Here is a 21,032-nt window from a genome sequence, read left to right as displayed (position 1 = left end):
ATCCCATGCCCTGCCCGGGTGCGCGCGCCAGAGCGTTCGCGCCAGAATCCCGTCCCCGCGTGGCGGCGAGGTACCCTAACGATATGGCGGTGGCAAGGCAAAGCGAGCCCGATCAAGGCGTTAACCACCCGCAAGAGCCCGGGGACCGCCCGCCCCGCTCAGGCCCCCAGCAGCTCCCGCAGCTGCCGTTTCAGCACCTTGCCGTTGGCATTGCGCGGCAGCGGATCGGCAGTGACCGCCATGGTCTCGGGGACCTTGTAGTCGGACAGGCGCTCGGCGCACCAGGCCCGCAAGGCCTCGCTGGCCACAGGCGCGCGCGTCACCACCACGGCGTGGACGCGCTCGCCCAGCACCGGGCAGGCCCTGGCAATGATCGCGCTCTCGATCACCGCGGGATGGCCGGCCAGCACGGATTCGACCTCGGCCGAATAGATTTTCAGACCGCCGCGATTGATCATGTCCTTTTGGCGATCGAACACGCGGACGAAGCCTTGCGCATCGACCGAGCCGAGATCCCCCGAATGCCAGAAGCCGCTCGTGAAACTGTCCGCGGTGGCTTTCGGGTTATTCCAATAGCCCTTGATGACGGAGGCGCTCTGGATCCAGAGCTCGCCGATCTCGCCGGAGGGCAGCTCGCGCCCGTCAGGTCCCATCGCGATGATGCGCGCACCGGGGCAGGCTAAGCCGACGCTGTCGATATGGCTCGCGGTCAATTCGCCCGGCATGATCGTCGAGGGCGACGTCGTCTCGGTGGCGCCGTAGCAATTCGCAAGCTTCAGGCCGGGAATGGTCGCCTTGAGCCTCTCGATGGTCGCGACCGGCATCGGTGCGCCGCCAAAGCCGCCGATTCGCCAGCTCGACAGATCGTAGCTGTCGAAATCGGGCTGGAGCAGGCAGAGATTGTACATCGCCGGCACCATCACCGTGTAGGTGACGCGCTCGCGTGCGGCGAGCTTGAGGTAATCAGCCGCCTTGAATTCCGGCATGATGATGAGCGTGCCGGCGCAGCGGATCATGGTGGTGATGTTGGCGACGACGCCGGTGACATGGCCGAGCGGCACGGCTGCGATCGAACGGTCGGCTTGCGTCAGTTCCAGGCAGGACACGAACACCATCGAGGAATGGACGATGTTGCAATGGGCCAGCATTGCGCCCTTCGGCTTGCCCGTCGTGCCCGAGGTATAGAGGATCATCGCGGTATCCTCTTCGCTCACCTCGACCGGCGCAGGCGCCGGCGCATTGTCGGCGAGCATGTCGAAACGCGACAGCGCCGGATCGCTGTCGATGGCGATGCGGTGGACCAAGTCGGGTACATCCTGCGCATCGGGCAGCCGCTCGGCAAGCGCCGCTTCATGGATCAGGATTTTCGCGCCGCAATCGGCAAGTACATAGGCGATCTCCGGCTTCTGCTGGCGCGTGCTGAGCAGCACCGTCACGAGCCCCTCATGCGCAGCGGCGAACAGCAGCAGCGGGAATTCGATGCGGTTGCCAAGCAGGATCGCAACGCGGTCGCCCCGTTGCAGGCCGAGCTTGCGGAAGCCCGCCGCGATCCGCGCGGATTGCTCCACGGCCTGCCGCCAGCTCAGACGGACATCGCCTGCGATCAGCGCCTCGCCATCGGGATGGCGGGCGCGCGCGTCCGCGATCATCGCCCACAGGCTCGCCGGGCGGTCGCAGAAGGCCGGCACCACGCGATCGCCAAAACGCGCCTCGAGCCGCATCGGCGGGATTTTTGAATGCGACCGGTCCATGGGAGGCCTCGGCTTGTTGCTCTTGTTACCTTCCGCGCACGGACGTGCGGCTGCTGTCTTGCGTCGATCGGCTAGACGCCCACGACGGGAACACCGATCACGACAGGATGGAACGCGAAGGCCAGGGCCAGATAAGCGACGATGCCGACCGCAACCGCGATCAAATCGTTGGTGACGCCGCCCACCGGGATCGGCGGGCCGCCGCCATCGGTGCGATGCTTCAGCGAAATGCGGTCATACACCGCCCAGCCGAGGAACGAGCCGAACAGGATGATGGAGCCGAGATCGCCATTGGCGAGCAGATGCGCGGCGGCCCACAGCTTGATGCCGGCCAGCATCGGATGCTTCAGCGTCGCATAGATGCGGCCGCGCATATAAGAGGCGACCACCAGAATGACGGCGGGCAGCATCAAAGCGAGCGTGATGTGCTTCAGCGCCTTCGGCGGATACCAGACGTCGATCCAGCCGGTCGCTCGATAATGCGCAAAGCCCCAGACGATCAACGCAAGTCCCGCGAGCGAGGCCACGGAATAGAGGATCTTGTAGGTCCCCTCGCCCAGCCTCGCGATCGCCTGCGCACGCGCGTCGCGTTTCGTCGTGAAAATATGGGCCGCGAAAAACAGCACCAGCCCCAGGATCATGACCAGCAGACCCACGACATCCTCCCCTCGACCAACGCCCCCGCTCATGGGGTATCATCGATTGGCCGCCCGTCGCAACTGATGCGCTACTTGTCCAGCACGCGATTGTCGACATAGCGGATCGCGATCGGCCGCCCGGCCAAGGCGCCGCCGAGACCACTGGTGAATTTCAGCGGCAGGCAAGCCTTCAGCGATGAATTGATCGCGTCCAGATAGGTCGTCCGCGTGTCAGCCGGAACGCCGGCAGTCGCGTAGGTTAGGCGCGGCGGGCCGATCAGGCCGCCATTCTTGTTGAAGCTGAAGCGCACAGACGTCTGCATGCCGGCCCGCGCATTGTCCGACGGCGGCGACCAGCAGGTGCGCAGCTCGGCAAAGAGGTCGCCGATCGTGTCGAGATCGTGGTCGGGCTTCTGGTATTTGGCGCGGTCGGCTTCCGCCGGAACGCTCTCAACCGTGAGCTGGAGATTCTGCCCGTAGGGATAATCCATCTCGGGAATGCAGGGCCCAGGCTCGAGCGGGCTGCAATAAGATGGCGTGCAGGGCCGGCCGTCGAGCACGCTGCACGGCTCGTGCGCAAACGGGATCGGATTGATCTGCCGGTGCTGCGCATCGGCCGCGACGGCCGAGATCGCCAGCAGGATGAGAACCAGAATGCCGCGCCACATGATGCGAACTCGCAATGTCACGCAGACCAACGTGGTACCGCGGATGAAAGGGTCAAGCCCGCGCGCGTTCACATCCGCGCGCTTAGGCACGCTGTCGTCGTCCGGCTTGACCGGGCGACCCAGTATTCCAGAGACAGCTGTTGTTGAATCGAGGGGCTGCGGCGTACTGGATGCCCCGGTCAAGCCGGGGCATGACAGCGGTGGGGTTTGGCTGCGCTGCAGCGGGCGCCAGGAGCGCGCCCTACCCCTTCTTCTTCACGTCCTTGACGTTGGTGAACTCGATGCCCTCGGCACGCTCCCTGGTGTAGCCGAGATAGAACTCGTTCCGCGCCAGATACACGGGATCGCCGTCGACATCGTCGGCGATGCTCGACGTGTTGGCGGCGATGAAGGTGTCGAGCTTCTTGCGGTCGTCCGAGGAGACCCAGCGCGCGAGCTGGAACTCGCTGACCTCGAACTCGACCGGCAGCGAATATTCGGCCTCCAGCCGCGCCTTCAGCACGTCGAGCTGCAGCGCGCCGACCACGCCGACCAGCGCCGGCGCGCCGTCGCGCGGGCGGAACACCTGCACGACGCCCTCTTCCGACATCTGCTGCAGCGCTTCCTTCAGCTTCTTCGCCTTCATCGCGTCCGTGAGACGGACGCGGCGGACGATTTCCGGTGCAAAACTGGGGACGCCGACGAAGTTGAAATCCTCGCCCTCGGTCAGCGTATCGCCGATCCGCAGCGTGCCGTGATTGGGAATGCCGACGACATCGCCAGCGAAGGCCTCATCCGCGACCGAGCGGTCCTGCGCAAAGAAGAATTGCGGGCTCGACAGCGGCATGCTCTTGCCGGTGCGCACGAGCTTCGCCTTCATGCCGCGGCTGAGCTTGCCCGAGCAGAGCCGCGCGAAGGCGATGCGGTCGCGGTGGTTTGGATCCATGTTCGCCTGGATCTTGAACACGAAGGCGCTCATGCGCGGATCGGTCGCTTCGATCTTGCGCTGGTCGCTGTCCTGCGCGCGCGGCTCGGGCGCGAACTTGCCGAGGCCTTCGAGCAGATCGCCGACGCCGAAATTGCGCAGCGCGCTGCCGAAATAGACCGGCGTCAGATGGCCCTCGCGGAACGCTTCCAACTCGAACGGCTTCGAAGCATCGGTGACGAGTTCGAGTTCGTCCTTCACCGCCGACGCGTCGAGATTGGCGTTGAGCTTGGCCAGTTCCTCGATCTCAATCTGCTGCGCCGCGCCGGTCTTGGCGCCGCCGCCTTCGAGCAGGCGCACGCCACCGTTGATGACGTCATAGGTACCGAGGAAGTCGCGGCCGCGGCCGACCGGCCAGGTCATCGGCGTGGTGTCGAGCGCCAGCGTCTTCTCGATCTCGTCGAGCAGCTCGAACACGTCGCGGCTCTCGCGGTCCATCTTGTTGATGAAGGTGATGATCGGGATGTCGCGCAGACGGCAGACCTCGAACAGCTTGCGGGTGCGCGCCTCGATGCCCTTGGCGGCGTCGATCACCATCACGGCGGAGTCGACGGCGGTCAGCGTCCGGTAAGTGTCCTCCGAGAAGTCCTCGTGGCCCGGCGTATCCAGCAGGTTGAAGACGAGGCCCTCGAACTCGAAGGTCATGACGGACGTCACGACCGAGATGCCGCGCTCGCGCTCGATCTTCATCCAGTCCGAACGGGTGTTGCGCCGCTCGCCCTTGGCCTTGACCTGACCGGCCAGATTGATGGCGCCGCCGAACAGCAGCAGCTTTTCGGTCAGCGTGGTCTTGCCGGCGTCGGGATGCGAGATGATCGCAAAGGTGCGCCGCCGCGACACTTCAGCGGCAAGCGGAGAACGGGCCGGCGATTCGGCTGTGGTGGCGGCAATGTCGGACATGGCGGGAGCGTTTGGCAGGGAAAATGGGCCGGATCAAGCCTGATGTGGTGATTGCGGAGCCTTCCGGCCAGTCCCATATCGGCCGTGGGAGGGACGGCCCTCCTATTCATCAGCAAGTCAGCCGCGGGGACGACCCTGCCTTGAATGGAGGGTCGTCATGGCCTGGAGCATCCTGTTCGTCGCCGGTCTTCTCGAGATCACCTGGGCGATCGGCCTGAAATACACGGAAGGCTTCACCCGGCTGGTTCCGTCGATCATTACGCTCGCGGCCATGGCTGGCAGCGTCATCCTGCTCGGGCTGGCGCTCAAATCGCTGCCCGTCGGAACCGCCTATGCGGTCTGGACCGGCATCGGCGCGGTGGGGACCGCGACGCTGGGCATCATTCTGTTCGGCGAGCCGGCGACCGCATTACGCCTCGCCAGCATCGCCCTGATCATTGCCGGCATCGCCGGGCTGAAATTCGTCACCTGACGAAGATCTTTACCCCCCACCAGGTCAGTGCCGCCACGATCGCCGAGGCCGGGATGGTGATCACCCAGGCATAGACGATCGAGCTTGCGACGTTCCAGCGCACCGCCGAGACGCGGCGGGCCGCGCCGACGCCGACGATGGCCCCGGTGATGGTGTGGGTGGTCGAGACCGGAACGCCGAGAAAAGTCGCCATGAACAGCGTCGCGGCACCGCCGGTCTCGGCGCAGAATCCCTGCATCGGCGTGAGCTTGGTGATGCGCAGGCCCATGGTGCGGACGATGCGCCAACCACCCATCAACGTGCCCATCGCCATCGCGGCCTGGCAGGACAGCACCACCCAGAACGGCACGGAAAACTCGCTGCCGAGATGGCCCTGCGAATAGAGCAGCACGGCGATGATGCCCATCGTCTTCTGGGCGTCGTTGCCGCCATGGCCGAGCGAATAGAGCGAGGCGGAAGCGAATTGCAGGATGCGGAAGGCGCGGTCGACCGCGAACGGCGTCGAGCGCACCGACAGCCAGGACACGACCGCGACCAGCATCATCGCAAGCAGGAATCCGACCAGCGGCGACAGCACGATCGCCAGCACCGCCTTGGACAGACCGCTCCACACCGCCGCCGAGATCCCCGCCTTGGCCATGCCGCCGCCGACGAGACCGCCGATCAGCGCGTGCGATGACGACGAGGGAATGCCGAGCGCCCAGGTTACGAGGTTCCAGACGATGGCGCCAACGAGAGCCGCGAAGATCACCTGGGCATCGACGATCGCGGGATCGATGATGCCGGTGCCGATGGTCTGGGCGACGTGCAGGCCGAACACCATGAAGGCGACGAAATTGAAGAACGCGGCCCAGAACACCGCGAATTGCGGCCGCAGCACGCGGGTCGAGACGATGGTCGCGATCGAATTGGCGGCGTCGTGCAGGCCGTTCAGGAAGTCGAACAGCAGCGCGACGGCGATCAAGCCGACCAGGACGGGAAGACCGAGCGCAGCATCCACGGTCCTGCCCTACACCTGCTCGATGACGATGCTGTTGATCTCGTTCGCGACGTCGTCGAAACGATCGGCCACCTTTTCGAGGTGATCGTAGATCTCGACGCCGACGATGAAATCCATCGCGTTGCCGTCGCGATGCTTGAGGAACAGTTCCTTCAGCCCGATGTCATGGAGATCGTCGACACGACCCTCCAGCTTGCCCAGCTCTTCCGTGATCGCAGTCAGCATGGCGACGTTCTTGCCGATCTCCTGCATCAGCGGCAGCGCGCGACCCACCAGATTGGCACATTCGATCAGGAGCCCGCCGATCTCGCGCATCGGCGGCTCGAAGGTCCGGACCTCGAACAGCATCACGGCCTTGGCGGTCTGCTGCATCTGGTCGATGGCGTCGTCCAGCGACGTGATCAGGTTCTTGATGTCGCCGCGGTCGAAGGGGGTGATGAAGGTGCGGCGGACCGCCGTCAGCACCTCACGGGTGATGTTGTCGGCGTCGTTCTCGAACTGGTTGACGCGCTGGCAGAAGACCGGCGTCTCCTCGCCCCCGTTGAGCATCCCCTGGAGCGCGATAGACCCCTGGATCACGGTCTGGGCATGGCGGTCGAACAGGTCGAAGAAACGTTCTTCCTTGGGCAGGAACGCGCGAAACCATCGCATCATGGGGATAGGCTACCGGTTGGAAATGGCTCGGCCCGAGGGGCCGTCATGAAACTGTCATAGACCATTTTCGATCCGCATGCGTGTCATCTCACGCCCGCGGAGCCGGATCATCCACCGCTTTCACTCGACGGATAAGCTTGTGTTAGATCAATAACTTAGAGTGATCTCCGGAAGTAGTGGGCGATTTCGCCGATGACGCCGCGGCGGAAGGTGAGCACGCAGATCACGAAGATCGCGCCCTGGATCACCGTCACCCATTGGCCGAAGCCCGCTAGATATTGCTGCATGGCGATGATCACGAAGGCGCCGACGACGGGCCCGAAGATGGTTCCGAGGCCGCCCACCAGGGTCATCAGCACGACCTCGCCGGACATCGACCAGTGCACGTCGGTGAGCGAGGCATTCTGCGCCACGAATACCTTCAGCGCGCCGGCGAAGCCCGCCAGCGTTCCCGACAGGACGAAGGCCAGGAACTTGTACTGGTCGGTCCGGTAGCCGAGCGAGATGGCGCGCGGCTCGTTCTCGCGGATCGCCTTCAGAACCTCACCGAAGGGCGAGTTGATGATGCGGTAGATCAGCAGAAAGCCCGCGAGGAATCCGACCAGCACGACGTAGTACAGCACGGTCGGCTTGGAGAGGTCGAGCACGCCGAACATGTACCCCTGCGGAATACCCTGGATACCGTCCTCGCCATGGGTGAATGGCGCCTGGAGGTAGATGAAGTAGAGCAACTGCGACAGCGCCAGGGTGATCATCGAGAAATAGATGCCCTGGCGGCGGATCGAGATGTAGCCGGTGATGATCGAGAGCACGAAGGCCGCCGCGATACCAACGAGGATGCCGAGTTCCGGCGGCAGCGCCCACACTTTCAGCGCGTGCGCGCTGCAATAGCCGGCGGTGCCGAGGAACATCGCGTGGCCAAACGACAGCAGGCCGCCATAGCCGATCAGCAGATTGAATGCGCAGGCGAGCAGCGCGAAGCACAGCGCCTGCATCACAAAGAACGGATAGACCCCTGTGAATGGCACCGAGGCCAGCAGCAGAGCCATCACCACGAAGACGATCATCTCGTCGCGCATCGCCCGCGGGGTCACCGGCAGCGTGTCATCTGTCAAGGCTGTCATATCAGGCCGCCTTTCCCGTCAGTCCCGTTGGCTTCACCAGGAGCACCAGCACCATCAGCACGAACACCACGGTGTTGGAGGCCTCGGGGTAGAAATATTTGGTTAGGCCCTCGATCACGCCGAGCGCGAAGCCGGTGATGATGGAGCCCATGATCGATCCCATGCCGCCGATCACGACCACCGCGAACACGACGATGATGAGGTCGGCCCCCATCAGCGGCCGCACCTGGTTGATCGGTGCCGAGAGGACGCCGGCGAGCGCGGCCAGGCCGACGCCGAGCCCGTAGGTCAGCGTGATCATGCGCGGCACGTTGATGCCGAAGGCGCGCACCAGCGTCGGGTTTTCGGTGGCGGCGCGCAGGTAGGCGCCGAGCCGCGTCTTCTCGATCAGGAACCAGGTGGCGATGCAGACCACCAGCGAGAAGATGACGACCCAGCCGCGATAGATGGGCAGGAACATGAAGCCGAGATTCATGCCGCCCTTGAGCTGGTCAGGAATGGCGTAAGGCAGGCCGGAGGAGCCGAAATAGTTCTGGAACACGCCCTGCACGATCAGCGCGATGCCGAAGGTGAGCAGCAGGCCGTAGAGATGGTCGAGGCCGGTCAGCCATTGCAGCATGGTCCGTTCCAGGATCATGCCGAAGATGCCGACGATGACGGGCGCCAGCAGCAGCGCCCACCAGTAACTGATGCCGCCGAGGTTCAGCAGGAAATAGGCGACGAAGGCGCCCATCATGTAGAGCGCGCCATGGGCGAAATTGATGATGTTGAGCATGCCGAAGATCACGGCGAGCCCGAGACTGAGCAGCGCGTAGAACGAGCCGTTGATCAGTCCCACCAGTAGCTGAGCGTAAAGAGCCTGCATCGATCCCGCACCCGGTCCCTTCGGCGTTCCCTGAATGGTCGCCCGCCGGCGCGAAGCCGGCGGGCTGTCGGTCTTACTTCTTGAGCAGCGGACACTTGCTCTCGGAGAGCGGCGTGAAGGCCTGGTCGCCCGAGACAGTGCCGACCAGCTTGTAGAAATCCCACGGGCCCTTGGACTCCGACGGCTTCTTCACCTCGAACAGATAGGCGCTGTGGATGGTGCGGCCGTTGGGCTGGATCTCGCCCTTGCCGAACAGATCGTCCTCGGTCGGCATCGACTTCATCTTCTCGACGACCTTGATGCCGTCATGAGGATTGCCGCCGAGCGCTTCCAGCGCCTTGAGATAGTGGCGCACGCCGGCATAAACGCCCGCTTGCACCATGGTCGGCATCGCACCGTTCTTCATCTTCTCGGAAAATTTCTTGGAGAACGCCCGGGTCTGGTCGTTCATGTCCCAGTAGAAGGTCTCGGTGAAGTTGAGGCCCTGCGCGGTCTCGAGGCCGATCGCCTTGACGTCGGTGAGGAACAACAGCAGCGCCGCCAGCTTCTGGCCGCCCTTGCCGATGCCGAACTCGGCGGCCTGCTTGATCGAGTTGGTGGTGTCGCCGCCGGCATTGGCAAGGCCGATGATCTTGGCCTTCGAGGCCTGCGCCTGCAGCAGGAAGGACGAAAAGTCCGGCGTGTTGAGCGGATGCTTGACGCCGCCGACGACCTTGCCGCCATTGGCGGTGACGACCGCGCTGGTGTCGCGCTCGAGCGCTGCGCCGAAGGCGTAGTCCGCCGTCAGGAAGAACCAGGTGTCACCGCCGGCCTTCACCAGCGCCTGGCCCGTGGTGTGGGCCAGCATGTAGGTATCGTAGGTCCAGTGCACGGTGTTGGGCGAGCACTGAGCGTTGGTGAGGTCCGAGGTCGCGGCGCCCGAATTGATGTAGACGCCGTTCTTTTCCTTGATGACGTTGTTGACGGCGAGCGCCACGCCGGAGTTCGGCACGTCGACGATGATGTCGACCTTGTCGACGTCGAACCACTGGCGCGCGATCGCGGTCCCGATATCGGGCTTGTTCTGGTGGTCGCCGGAGATGATATCGATCTTCCAGCCCTTCGCGGCCAGGCCGGAATCCTCGACGGCCATCTGCGCGGCAACCGTCGAGCCGGGGCCACCGAGGTCGGCGTAAAGACCGGACTGATCGGACAGCGCACCGATCTTGACTATCTTGTCATCCGCGAAGGCTATGCCCGCGCTGGTGACCGCCAATGCCGTGCCGAGCAGAAACGACGCGATCGACTTCTTCATGTGACTTCCCTCGTGAATTCTCTCGTCGAAGTTTAGGCTGGGCCGTCTCAGACGCCGAGATAGGCGTGGAGCTTGTCCATGTTGGCGGCAAGCTCCGCGTTGGAAAACCCGTCGATGATCTTGCCGTGCTCGACCACGTAGTAGCGGTCAGCGACGGTGGATGCGAAACGGAAGTTCTGCTCGACCAGGAGGATGGTGAAACCCTCCTTCTTGAGCCGTGCAATAGTGTGGCCGATCTGCTGGATGATGACGGGCGCAAGGCCCTCGGTCGGCTCGTCCAGCATCAGGAAGCTCGCGCCGGTGCGCAGGATGCGCGCGATCGCGAGCATCTGCTGTTCGCCGCCGGAGAGCTTGGTGCCCTGGCTGTTGAGCCGCTCCTTCAGATTCGGAAACAGGTCGAATATCTGCTCGAGCGGCAGGCCGCCTTCGCGGACCACCGGCGGCAGCAGCAAATTCTCCCGCACGTCGAGGCTGGAGAATATCCCCCGCTCTTCCGGGCAGAACGCGATGCCCAAGCGCGCGATCTTGTCGGAGGTCGCGCGGATGATCTCCTGGTTGTTGAACTTCACCGAGCCGGCGCGCTTGCCGATGATACCCATGATCGATTTCAGCGTGGTCGTCTTGCCGGCGCCGTTGCGCCCGAGCAGGGTAACGACCTCGCCCGCGTTCACGTCGAAATTGATCCCGTGCAGGATGTGGGACTCGCCGTACCATGCTTCGAGGTTGCGGACCTGAAGGATGTTGCCGCCGGCAGCTGTCTTTGCGGGAGCGTCCGCGGTTGCAGTCTCAGGCATGCCCGGCTCCCAGATACGCTTCCTTGACGCGCTCGTCCTTGGTGAGCTCGCTGTAATGGCCCTGCGCCAGCACCTGCCCGCGCGTCAGCACGGTGATGATGTCGGACAGATTGGCGACGACGCTCAGATTATGCTCGACCATCAGGATGGTGTATTTCGCGGAGATGCGCTTGATCAGCGCTGCTATCTTGTCGATGTCCTCATGGCCCATGCCGGCCATCGGCTCGTCCAGCAGCATCATCTCGGGGTCGAGCGCCAGCGTGGTTGCAATCTCGAGGGCGCGCTTGCGCCCGTAGGGCATCTCGACCGCGGGGATATCGGCGAACTCGCTGAGGCCGACATCGTTCAGCAACTCGCGCGCGCGTTCGTTGAAGCGGTTGAGCACGGATTTGGAACGCCAGAAATCGAACGACGAGCCGTGCTGGCGCTGAAGCGCGACACGGACGTTTTCCAGCGCGGTGAGATGCGGAAACACCGCCGAGATCTGGAATGAGCGGACGAGGCCCATGCGGGCCACGTCGGCCGGCGCCATCGCGGTAATGTCCTGCCCCTTGTACAGGATTTTTCCGGCAGACGGTTTGAGGAACTTGGTCAAGAGATTGAAGCAGGTCGTCTTGCCGGCGCCGTTCGGGCCGATCAACGCGTGAATGCTCCCACGGCGAACCTTGAGCGCAACGTCGCGGACAGCAAAGAAGCCCGCGAACTCCTTGGTCAAGCCTTCCGTTTCGAGAATGAACTCATCGGCCAAACAGATTTCCCCCCGCCCGCACAATACGCGTGGCTGTCCTTAGTTTACTTCGGCTTTCCGGAGGCCTTGGAGCCTGCCCCGGAACGCCGCCTCCGGGCGCGGAATATGCCGGAGGTGACGGGGGTTAGGCAAGGCGGAAAGCTGAGCAGATCAGGTCTTGAGCCGGGAGTCTTATGCTCCCTTAGTCGGACCCGTTTTGATGTCGCCTGCCCGGCCTCCCGGTTCGCGAAAGCGCCGGTCGTCAAGCCGTCGTTAACGGTCTTTCGTTCCGCGCGCCAGCCTTCATCGAAAATTTTCCCCCAAGCCCGATCATGTGCGGGTTTCGAACTGCCGGGAATATTGTCTTGGATTTCGCCAGCGCCACACCCTCCGTCGTCAAGTCGATCAGGCAGCGTGATCTCCTGAACACGTGGCTGCGACTCTATGCGCGCGCACAGACCGCTCCGGCGATCTGGGAGTATCAACCGACGCGGATCGAGGAAGAGCTGTCCGATCTCATCTATTATACAGTCGACCTTGCAACGCAGTCGCCGCGCCTGGTTATCCAGAGCGAAGGCACGCGCATCTCGCGCGCCTATGGACATACCGGCAAGGGTGTTCCGCTGGATGAATATATCGGGCCGCGGCTCGTGCCCTTCGTGATGCCTATCTATTATGAATGCGTCGCGCGCGGGCTTCCGGTCTACAGCGTTGCCGACGTCGACGACATCTATGGACGCGTCGTTGCCTATGAGCGGCTGCTGCTGCCATTCCAGACCGACGGCAAGGTCTGCCACGTCATCGCCTCGCTCAAGACCTTCTGCGAGGACGGCGGCTTCGAGATCAAGAATCTGATGCGCGGAAATGACGCGCTGCCGCGGCCGAAGTTGCGCGCGGTGATCGATCGCGACCTGTTTCACCGCGCCCCCGGCCGCATCGCTGCGGCCGACGTGGTCGAGTTCGCCGATCAGCCCGGCGTCACCACCGAGACCATCGAGCTGAATTAACGCTCAGCGCGATTTGCCGCCGACTTACCTGGTCTTGATGTCCTTGGCGTAGATATCCGGCTTGAAGCCGACCAGCAGCTTGCCGCCGACTTCCAGCACCGGCCGCTTGATCATCGATGGCTGCGCCAGCATCAAGGCCAGCGCCTTCTTCTCGGTGAGGCCTTCCTTGTCGGCCTCGGGCAGCTTCTTGAAAGTGGTGCCGGCACGATTGAGCAGCGTCTCCCAGCCGACCTTGTCGCTCCACTGCTTGAGCTTGTCCTTCTCGACGCCCATAGCCTTGTAGTCGTGAAATTCGTAAGCGACGCCATGGTCGTCGAGCCAGGCGCGCGCCTTCTTCATGGTGTCGCAGTTCTTGATGCCGTAGATGATGTTGGGCAAGACTAGTTCCTCGCGCATGCGTGATGCTTCGGCTGCGGCGTTGTACGAAACTCCTGATCGCGCGACAATATCGCGAACGAAATCAGCTCTCCGAACGGACATCTCATGCACGTCACTCACGATCCCGCAGCGGCCGCCGCACCGACGATCGACTTCAACAGCTTTCTCGCGGTCGATATCCGTGTCGGCACCATCGTCGATGCCAAACCATTCCCGGAGGCACGCAAACCGGCCTGGCGGCTGTGGATCGACTTCGGCCCCGCGATCGGCGTGCGCAAGAGCTCGGCGCAGATCACCGAAAACCATCCGCTGGAGACGCTGGTCGGACAACAGGTCGCGGCCGTCGTCAATTTCCCGCCGCGCCAGATCGGTCCCGTCGTCTCCGAGGTGCTGACGCTCGGTTTTCCCGACGCCGACGGCAAGGTCGTGCTGATGCAACCGAGCAAGCCGGTGCCGAACGGCGGACGGCTGTTTTAGCCGCGCCTGACCGCGGCTGCCTTCCCTCCGCCGGCGCTCCAACTACGGCTTGATCGTTTTGATTTCCAGCTCCGAGCGGGTCCGGACTTGACCAAATCCAGATCGCCATTTAAATGACTGACTGATCGTTTTTATTTTTTTTCATGTTTTCTTTTGCCCCTCCTGCCGCGCAGCTAAAACGATCGATCTGTCAGTTATTTATGGACCGCCAACATGCCCAAAATCAGCGACAAGCAGCGCGAAGGCCGGCGGCAACAGATCTTGGAGGCGGCGCTTGCCTGCTTCGCCGCGGATGGCTTTCATCAGACCGGCATGGCCGACATCGTGAAGCGGTCGGGGCTGAGCCACGGCGCGGTCTATCTCTACTTCCAGAGCAAGGACGACCTGATCGAGGCGCTGGCCGACGACCGGCACCGCCGCGAATCCGTGCTCAACTCGGTTGCGCAAGGATCCGGCGATCCGATCGAAGGACTGCATGCGCTGGTTCGCGTTTACGCCCAATGGCTGACCGATCCCGCGGGCGAGGCACGCCGGCGGGTCGGCATCCACGGCTGGGCCGAGGCGCTGCGCAACCGCCGCGTCCGCGCCGGCGTCGTCGAGGGCATCGACGTGCCCCGCGCGCTGATCGTCGCGCTGGTCGAGCGCGGCCAGCATGACGGGCTGATCAAGCGCGACATCGGCGCCGATGCGATCGCCCGCGTGCTGATCGCGATCTTCCAGGGTTTTGTGCTGCAAAAATGCTGGGGCGAGGATTTTGACGTCGAAGCGTGCATGACTGCCGTCGCCGGCGTGATCGACGGATTCCGCACGGCCAAGCCCGACATCAAGCGACGGACGAGGACGTGAGCGATGTCCTGGATCTACGAGCTCCTCGCCGGCAGCGGTGTGGGCTTGGTCGCTGGACTGGCTTCCGGCTTCAGTGGCACCAGTCCCGGCGGCGGCCTCGTCATCTTCAGTGTGCTGCTGCTCGGCGCTGAACAGCACGTTGCCCAGGGCACATCGCTGATCACGCAGATTCCGCCGACGGGCCTCGCCGGCGTGCGGCGTTACTGGCAGAACGGCAATCGCAGCCCCCTGCCATGGATCGTCTGGATCGGCATCGGATTTCTGATCGGCGGTGTGGGCGGCGGCTATGCCGCGGCCGCTGTCTCCGACGCGGTGCTGCAGTGGACCTATGTCGCTTATCTCGTCGCGCTGATCGCTCTGCTGGTCACGCGCGGTGGTCGCAAGGACCGGAGCACCGAGGGCATCGACCGCGACGAGCTGCCTTGTCTGCCCCTGCTCCTCATCGGCGTGCTCGCCGGCTTCTCCTCCGGCTTCATGGGCATCGGCGGCGGCCTTGCCATCACAGTCGGCCTTGCCGCCGGCCTGCGCGTGCCGCAGCATCAGGCCCAGCTCGTCAGCCTCGTCTTCTCGATCATCCCGACCAACATTCCGGCAGCCTGGATCTATTGGAGCAAGGGGCTCATGGTCGGCTGGCCGGCCATCATCGGCATCATCGCCGGCCTGTGGATCGGCACCGATCTTGGCGCATGCATGGCCAACGGCGTCAGCAAATCGGTGCTGCGCCGGGCCATGATCGGCCTCGTCTCGCTGATGGCGCTCTACATGAGCTACAAGGCGCTGAGCTAGGTTCAAGGCCGCTTCGGAATGTTGAGCCCACGCTCCACGGCCGGACGCGCCAACCCGCGTTCGAGCCAGGCACCGACGGACTTGAATTGGCTGAACTCGACGAGATCGCCGGCGCCGTAGAAACCAATGAGATTGCGGACCCAGCCGAGCATGGAGATGTCGGCGATGGTGTACTCGTCATCCATGAACCATTGCCGGCCCGCAAGATGCGTCTCCATCACGCCGAGCAGGCGCTTGGCCTCGCTGACGTAACGATCACGCGGGCGCTTGTCTTCGAAATCCTTGCCGGCGAATTTGTGGAAGAAGCCGACCTGGCCGAACATCGGCCCGATGCCACCCATCTGGAAATGCAGCCATGCCAGCGTCTGGTAGCGACGTGCAGCGTCTTCCGGCAGAAGCTTGCCGGTCTTCTCCGCGAGATATTGCAGGATCGCGCCGGACTCGAACAGCGGCAGCGGCCTGCCGCCGGGACCGTTGGGATCGAGGATCGCCGGGATCTTGCCGTTCGGATTGAGCGAGAGGAATTCCGGCGTCTTCTGGTCGTCCTTGCCGAAATCGACCAGATGCACTTCGTAAGGCAGCCCGATCTCCTCCAGCATGATCGAGACCTTGACGCCATTCGGCGTCGGCAACGAATAGAGCTGAAGCAGCTCCGGGTGCCTGGCAGGCCAGCGCCTGGTGATGGGAAAGGAGGACAGATCGGACATCGGGGCCCCGGCTTCGTTCGTGAAACGTTGCCTAATCTAGGCGAGCCATCGAACGGCGCAAGGCCAGGCAGTCGGCGAGATCACAACGGCCGCTGCAAATGGCTTGTGGCGTGCGCGATATCATGCTGCGCGCCTCGCTCGATGAAAAGCTGCCCGGTGATCAGCAGAGCTCCGGTGAAAACGAGCGCGAGCATAGCGGTCGCGAACTGACTGACATCATTCATCGCAAGAGCTTCCCCGTCATATGTTTGGACGGGAACGCGGGCGAACCATCGGCAGTTCCTGCATGCTTCAAATAAATTGCCGCTTTTTCCCGATCGCTCCCAAACCTCAGTAATTGATCTCCATCCGCAGGCCGCGCCGATCGACCTCCTGCCCGCCGACACGCTGCGTGCTGTCGCGCGCCGCAACGGCGCAAGCACAGGCGTCGATGAGATCGTCGCGGCCAATACCGGTGCCGTGGCGAAGTGTCAGCCATCTTTCGATCTTCGTGAATCCGCGACCTTTCAGCAAAGCGATACGCTGCTCGCGGCCACGAGGTGACGTCTTGGGTTCAAGCCTCACGTGCCCAGCCAGATTCCAGAAGATCAGTTCCGGATGCGCTTCGCCGATCGTCTCCTGCCGGACCGGCGTCATCATCGCGTCCACCTCCTGGATCTTCCCTCTGATGTTCCAGAGCTGCGCCGACACGCCCCTGCCCTTGCCTTCGTGCTCCCAATACTGGCGATTGGCCGTCGCCATATCGGGAAATGCCCAGAGGCCGCGACGCGCACCGAGGAACACCGCGGGGCCAATCAGCTCGCGCGCACGCAGGTCGCACATGCGATAGCCGCTCTCCTTCAATCCGATCGGCATGTCGACCATCGCCCGCGCATGCGGCATCGCAAGCAATCGCGCCAGGCCCGGCGAATAATCGAAACCGTGGTCGCCCTGGTCGTCGATCCACGCAGCGACCCAGCCGAAGCGAAATCCATCGACGCCTAGATAGTTTGGCACGTGATGCGTCCGTCATTTTCAATTTTTCGCACACGCCTCGCTTGACATCCGCAAGTTGCAGGCGTATTTCCCGCGGCCTCGCGAACACTTCCGTTTGCGACAGACACCATGAACCGAGCGATGTCCTACCCCTACGAAAGAATTGCCCGCATGCCGAATAGCCCCAAGCTATTCGACGTCGCATGCCCGGCTCATGGGAGCGATCCTGCCTGACTGCAAGATCGACCGTCCGCTTCTCACGGACCCTCCCGAGCCTGCCGCTCCGGAGGGTTTTTTGTTGCCTTCCGCGCGGCCTCAATCGACGACCCGGCAATCGCCGGAACGAGAGACCCGGATCTCGGGGCTCGCGCTGAGAGGGCGCGTGCCCAAGCGCGCGGGGCCTGCCGGAGGGAACGAGGCGATGAGCCGGACACCGATGGCAGAGCGAACCCAGAGGGTTCGCAAAGTGCGGCGCGTCGACAGCGCCGCGATAGAACTTTTGTAACTCGGTTTGCCGCGAATGGTCGCGGCTCAACCGACGCTGGTGGTGAGGATATCGAATACTTCACACGATGGAAGAGCGGGCTCGAATCTCGCCTCTGACTGGCGCGCTCTGCGCTGCTGTCAGTGGTGGAAGGAGACTTGGTTGCCATCCCAGAAAGCCGATATCGCCCGTTCCCCAGCGTACCCATCAACGGCTGATGCGACAGCATCGGCCGGGCGGTGGTGAAGATGTCTGTTACTTCGTGGTGAAGGCGCGCGAGCGCCGAGCAGGTTCGAATCCTGCGCGCCGAAAGGCGGATCGCCCGCAAGGGCAGCAACAGCATCGCCCGTTCCCCGCCAACCCCATCACGGTCCGTGGTGAAGATCGCTGTTACTTCGCCTATCACGCGAGAGGTCGCGGGTTCGAATCCCGCCCGGTGTATTGTGCACCGGTAGCTCAGTGGCCAGAGCGCTTTCCGGCAAGCTTTCGCTCGCCGGATCTCAGCAATCGCCCGTTCCCGGACCGTGACTTTCTCGTCCCCGCCGCCGGTGGTGAAGAGCGCTGTTACTTCGGTGTCGGAGCTTCGAATCCTCCCGGACGCAAGTCCGCCAGTCGGTGACAAAAGCCCGCAAGGGCGGTTCAGCACTCGCTTGTTCCCCGGCAACCGTTTCCATTTCCCATCAACCCAGAGGAGGCCGTCATGGTCAGGCTCAACAAGATCGTTCGCGCCTTCACGCGTGAGGGCGCGCGCGCGGTACGCTTCACGCCCGAGATGGAGCTGAAGCGGGCGCTGATGAACTGCCTCCTGTGGGAGGACCAGTTCTACGAGGACGGCGTCTCCATCGCCGACCGCATCAAGGCGCTCGTGCCGAAGGTTGCTCCCGCTCGCGTCGCCCAGCTTGCGATCGAGGCGCGCGAGGTGATGAAGCTGCGGCACGCGCCGCTGCTCGTCATCCGCGAGATGGCGCGGAGCGAGAAGCACCGCGCCCTCGTTGCCGACACGCTTCACCGGGTGATCCAGCGGCCCGACGAGATGACAGAGCTGCTCGCGATCTACTGGGCCGATGCGCTCGGCCCTCAGCAGCAGCGCAAGCGACAGCCGGTCTCCGCGCAGGTCAAGAAGGGTCTTGCCCGCGCGTTGACCAAGTTCGACGCCTATCAGCTCGCCAAGTGGGACCGCGACGGCGCGGTGCGGATCAGGGACGTTCTGTTCCTGGTGCACGCCAAGCCGAAGGATGCCGACCAGGCCAAGGTGTGGAAGCAGCTCGTCGATGGCGAACTCGCCTCCCCCGACACCTGGGAGGTCTCGCTCTCGGCGGGCAAAAGCAAGCGCGAGAGCTTCGAGCGGCTGATCGCCGAGCGCAAGCTCGGCGGTTTGGCCCTGCTGCGCAATCTGCGGCTGATGCAGACCGCAGGGGTCCCGCGCGAGACCATCGCAGGCGCGATCGAGACGATGCGGACGGATCGTATCCTTCCCTATCGCTTCATCACGGCGGCGCGCTACGCGCCGGACTTCGAGCCTGAACTCGAGGCTGCGATGCTCAAGTCGGTCAAGGATCACGTTCGGCTTTCGGGCCGGACGCGGCTCCTGATCGACGTGTCGGGCTCGATGTTCGCACACCTCTCCGCGCAGTCGGAAATGACGCGCGCGGAGGCGGCGTGTGGCCTTGCTATTCTCGCCCGCGAGATCTGCGACGAGGTCGATATCTTCACCTTCAGCGACAAGGTGGTGAAGGTCCCTCCGCGCCGTGGTTTCGCGCTTCGGGATGCGATCATCAACTCGCAGGCCCATAGCGGGACCTGGCTCGGCAAGGCCGTGACGGAGATCGACCGCAAGGGCGATCGCCTCATCGTCTTCACCGACGAGCAGAGTCACGACCAGGTGCACGAGCCCAAGGCGCGCGGCACCATGGTGAACGTGGCCTCGTATCAGCACGGTGTCGGCCACGGCGCATGGACCCGCGTCAACGGCTTCTCTGAGGCCGTGGTCGCGTGGATCGCAGCGTCGGAGACGGCGTTGAACTGATGCGCAACGACAACGGCCCCGGACGCAGGAGACTGCGCCCGGGGCCAGTGAAATCTCTGAAATGATCCGCCCGCTACGGTTATGGTGCGCGCGGAATGACAAGGACCCACGACCATGCGACGACCCGATCCCTACATGGAACGCGCCCGCGAGCTCTGCCTCGCCGCCGGTGTCGATCCCGACTCGCGCGTCGGTGAAGGACGCGGCCAGCCGGCCTGGTGCCTGTACAAGGACGCCGCGCGCAAGGAGCATCTGGCTCGCGAAGCCGATGCGACCGCGAGCGCGATCGCCCTGCTCCGTCCGCAGGATGCCCGCTTCCAGAATGCGCCGCTGAAGATCTTCGGCCCGCATGAGGATGCGACCATCGCTCAGATGCGCAACTGCATGGCGGTCGGCAACGTCGTGTCGGGCGTGATCTGCGCCGACGGCCATCTCGGTTACGCCCAGCCGGTCGGCGGGGTCATCGCCTATGAGAAGCAGATCAGCATCTCCGGCGTCGGCTTCGACATCGGCTGCGGCAACATGGCGGCGCGGCTCGACACACGCTTCGACGACATCGCTGCGATCGTCCCGACGATCATCCGCGACGTCGCCAAGGTGATCTCGTTCGGGGTCGGCCGAGCCAACGCCGAGCGGGCCGAGCACGCGCTGTTCGACGACGGCGATGCCTGGCGCGAGAGCGACATGGAGGCCTATCGCCAGAAGGCGGTAGCCCAGCTCGGTACGGTCGGGTCGGGCAACCACTATGTCGACCTCATGCGCGACGAGGAAGGCTTCGTCTGGATCGGCGTCCACTTCGGAAGCCGGGGTCTCGGGCACACCTCCGCGACGCGCTACCTCAAGGCCGCCGGCGGCAAGGACGGCATGAACGTCCCGCCAGCCGTGGTCGACGAGGACTCCGAGCTCGGCCGCCGCTACATCGCGGCGATGCAGCTCGCCGGGCGTTATGCCTATGCGGGCCGCGAGTGGGTGGTCGACCGCGTCCGCCAGATCATCGGCGGCAGCGTCACCGAGAGCGTGCACAACCACCACAACTACGCCTGGCGTGAGACCCACGACGGGCGTGATCTCTGGGTGGTGCGCAAAGGCGCGACCCCGGCGTTTCCCGGCCAGAAGGGATTCGTCGGCGGCTCGATGGGCGACGACGCCGTCATTCTCGAAGGCGTCGACAGCCCGGAAGCCCGGGCTTCGCTCTATTCGACCGTGCATGGCGCAGGCCGCATGTTCGGACGCAAGGAGGCCAAGCGCCGCTTCTCGCGCGCGGAGATGGACCGATGGCTCAACGAGCGTGGCGTCACCTTGATCGGTGCCGACCTCGACGAGAGCCCGATGGCCTATCGCCGCCTGCCCGACGTGCTCGCGCAGCACGCCGGGACGGTGCGGGTGCTGCACACGCTTCGGCCGTTCGCCGTCGCCATGGCCGGCGAAGGCGAGTTCGATCCGTGGAAGGACTGACGCAAGAGACGGGCGGGAGGTGTTGCCTCCCGCCTGCATC

Annotated in this window: 22 protein-coding genes; 7 read left to right on the top strand and 15 right to left on the bottom strand. The window is 64.0% G+C overall.

All coding sequences use genetic code 11. From position 1 onward, the window contains the following. Window positions 1-158 precede the first annotated feature (158 nt). From HYH08_RS02050 to HYH08_RS02035, 4 genes are all read right to left on the bottom strand, one after another. Window positions 159-1,751 (bottom strand): class I adenylate-forming enzyme family protein, encoded by a 1,593-nt coding sequence (locus HYH08_RS02050; protein ID WP_220008066.1) that lies wholly within the window; start codon window positions 1,749-1,751, stop codon window positions 159-161. A 71-nt stretch (window positions 1,752-1,822) separates the two neighbouring features. Continuing rightward, a complete protein-coding gene (locus HYH08_RS02045; RefSeq protein ID WP_220008065.1) occupies window positions 1,823-2,407 on the bottom strand; it encodes an NnrU family protein in 585 nt (194 codons plus the stop codon). Window positions 2,408-2,478: 71 nt separating this feature from the next. Continuing rightward, window positions 2,479-3,057 (bottom strand): UCP034077 family protein, encoded by a 579-nt coding sequence (locus HYH08_RS02040; protein WP_220008064.1) that lies wholly within the window; start codon window positions 3,055-3,057, stop codon window positions 2,479-2,481. A gap of 241 nt (window positions 3,058-3,298) precedes the next feature. Beyond that, window positions 3,299-4,921 carry a peptide chain release factor 3 gene (locus tag HYH08_RS02035; RefSeq protein ID WP_220008063.1) on the bottom strand — a complete coding sequence of 541 codons (1,623 nt, stop codon included), beginning with the start codon at window positions 4,919-4,921 and terminating at the stop codon, window positions 3,299-3,301. Window positions 4,922-5,078: 157 nt separating this feature from the next. Here HYH08_RS02035 and sugE point away from each other — a divergent pair, with 157 nt between their 5' ends. Then, on the top strand, window positions 5,079-5,393 hold the full coding sequence (gene sugE / locus HYH08_RS02030; protein ID WP_220008062.1) for a quaternary ammonium compound efflux SMR transporter SugE: 315 nt from the start codon (window positions 5,079-5,081) through the stop codon (window positions 5,391-5,393). Here the strand turns inward: sugE and HYH08_RS02025 are convergent. The 7 genes from HYH08_RS02025 to HYH08_RS01995 form a co-directional block, all read right to left on the bottom strand. Continuing rightward, window positions 5,386-6,393 carry an inorganic phosphate transporter gene (locus tag HYH08_RS02025; RefSeq protein ID WP_220008061.1) on the bottom strand — a complete coding sequence of 336 codons (1,008 nt, stop codon included), beginning with the start codon at window positions 6,391-6,393 and terminating at the stop codon, window positions 5,386-5,388. The two genes, sugE and HYH08_RS02025, sit on opposite strands and share 8 nt — an antisense overlap. A 9-nt stretch (window positions 6,394-6,402) precedes the next feature. After that, a complete protein-coding gene (locus HYH08_RS02020) occupies window positions 6,403-7,047 on the bottom strand; it encodes a DUF47 domain-containing protein (RefSeq protein WP_220008060.1) in 645 nt (214 codons plus the stop codon). Window positions 7,048-7,202: 155 nt separating this feature from the next. After that, a complete protein-coding gene (locus HYH08_RS02015; protein WP_220008059.1) occupies window positions 7,203-8,171 on the bottom strand; it encodes a branched-chain amino acid ABC transporter permease in 969 nt (322 codons plus the stop codon). Between the two features lies 1 nt (window position 8,172). After that, complete coding sequence (locus HYH08_RS02010) at window positions 8,173-9,036, bottom strand: branched-chain amino acid ABC transporter permease (RefSeq protein ID WP_220008058.1); 864 nt, start codon at window positions 9,034-9,036, stop codon at window positions 8,173-8,175. A 73-nt stretch (window positions 9,037-9,109) separates the two neighbouring features. After that, window positions 9,110-10,330 (bottom strand): ABC transporter substrate-binding protein, encoded by a 1,221-nt coding sequence (locus HYH08_RS02005; protein ID WP_220008057.1) that lies wholly within the window; start codon window positions 10,328-10,330, stop codon window positions 9,110-9,112. 47 nt (window positions 10,331-10,377) lie between these two features. Beyond that, entirely contained in the window at window positions 10,378-11,124 is a 747-nt protein-coding gene (locus HYH08_RS02000) for an ABC transporter ATP-binding protein (protein ID WP_220008056.1), read from the bottom strand. After that, a complete protein-coding gene (locus HYH08_RS01995; RefSeq protein WP_220008055.1) occupies window positions 11,117-11,872 on the bottom strand; it encodes an ABC transporter ATP-binding protein in 756 nt (251 codons plus the stop codon). Before HYH08_RS01995 ends, HYH08_RS02000 begins: the two co-directional genes overlap by 8 nt. 311 nt (window positions 11,873-12,183) lie before the next feature. Here HYH08_RS01995 and HYH08_RS01990 point away from each other — a divergent pair, with 311 nt between their 5' ends. Next, a complete protein-coding gene (locus HYH08_RS01990; protein ID WP_220008054.1) occupies window positions 12,184-12,858 on the top strand; it encodes a hypothetical protein in 675 nt (224 codons plus the stop codon). Window positions 12,859-12,882: 24 nt separating this feature from the next. Here the strand turns inward: HYH08_RS01990 and HYH08_RS01985 are convergent, their stop codons facing one another. Continuing rightward, complete coding sequence (locus tag HYH08_RS01985; RefSeq protein WP_220008053.1) at window positions 12,883-13,236, bottom strand: ArsC family reductase; 354 nt, start codon at window positions 13,234-13,236, stop codon at window positions 12,883-12,885. Window positions 13,237-13,341: 105 nt separating this feature from the next. Between HYH08_RS01985 and HYH08_RS01980 the strand changes: the two genes are divergently transcribed. From HYH08_RS01980 to HYH08_RS01970, 3 genes are all read left to right on the top strand, one after another. Then, window positions 13,342-13,713 carry a tRNA-binding protein gene (locus tag HYH08_RS01980; protein ID WP_220008052.1) on the top strand — a complete coding sequence of 124 codons (372 nt, stop codon included), beginning with the start codon at window positions 13,342-13,344 and terminating at the stop codon, window positions 13,711-13,713. Between the two features lie 213 nt (window positions 13,714-13,926). Further along, on the top strand, window positions 13,927-14,559 hold the full coding sequence (locus tag HYH08_RS01975) for a TetR/AcrR family transcriptional regulator (RefSeq protein WP_220008051.1): 633 nt from the start codon (window positions 13,927-13,929) through the stop codon (window positions 14,557-14,559). Between the two features lie 3 nt (window positions 14,560-14,562). Beyond that, complete coding sequence (locus HYH08_RS01970) at window positions 14,563-15,345, top strand: sulfite exporter TauE/SafE family protein (RefSeq protein WP_220008050.1); 783 nt, start codon at window positions 14,563-14,565, stop codon at window positions 15,343-15,345. Between the two features lie 2 nt (window positions 15,346-15,347). Here HYH08_RS01970 and HYH08_RS01965 read toward each other — a convergent pair whose 3' ends face one another. The 3 genes from HYH08_RS01965 to HYH08_RS01955 form a co-directional block, all read right to left on the bottom strand. Next, window positions 15,348-16,052 carry a glutathione S-transferase family protein gene (locus HYH08_RS01965; protein ID WP_220008049.1) on the bottom strand — a complete coding sequence of 235 codons (705 nt, stop codon included), beginning with the start codon at window positions 16,050-16,052 and terminating at the stop codon, window positions 15,348-15,350. A gap of 80 nt (window positions 16,053-16,132) precedes the next feature. Next, window positions 16,133-16,276 (bottom strand): hypothetical protein, encoded by a 144-nt coding sequence (locus HYH08_RS01960; RefSeq protein ID WP_220008048.1) that lies wholly within the window; start codon window positions 16,274-16,276, stop codon window positions 16,133-16,135. Window positions 16,277-16,382: 106 nt separating this feature from the next. Beyond that, the gene (locus HYH08_RS01955; protein ID WP_220008047.1) at window positions 16,383-17,048 is read right to left on the bottom strand and encodes a DUF429 domain-containing protein; all 666 of its coding nucleotides are present in this window, start codon (window positions 17,046-17,048) and stop codon (window positions 16,383-16,385) included. Between the two features lie 1,163 nt (window positions 17,049-18,211). Here HYH08_RS01955 and HYH08_RS01950 point away from each other — a divergent pair. Both HYH08_RS01950 and HYH08_RS01945 read left to right on the top strand, forming a co-directional pair. Next, window positions 18,212-19,537 (top strand): TROVE domain-containing protein, encoded by a 1,326-nt coding sequence (locus tag HYH08_RS01950; protein ID WP_220008046.1) that lies wholly within the window; start codon window positions 18,212-18,214, stop codon window positions 19,535-19,537. A gap of 114 nt (window positions 19,538-19,651) precedes the next feature. Beyond that, complete coding sequence (locus HYH08_RS01945) at window positions 19,652-20,992, top strand: RtcB family protein (protein ID WP_220008045.1); 1,341 nt, start codon at window positions 19,652-19,654, stop codon at window positions 20,990-20,992. Window positions 20,993-21,032: the final 40 nt, after the last annotated feature.

It is taken from the genome of Bradyrhizobium sp. BR 10289 (assembly GCF_019455385.1).
Taxonomy (GTDB): Bacteria; Pseudomonadota; Alphaproteobacteria; order Rhizobiales; family Xanthobacteraceae; genus Bradyrhizobium.
Note: the sequence above shows the minus strand (reverse complement) of the source record. Positions and strands in the feature narration are given on the sequence as shown.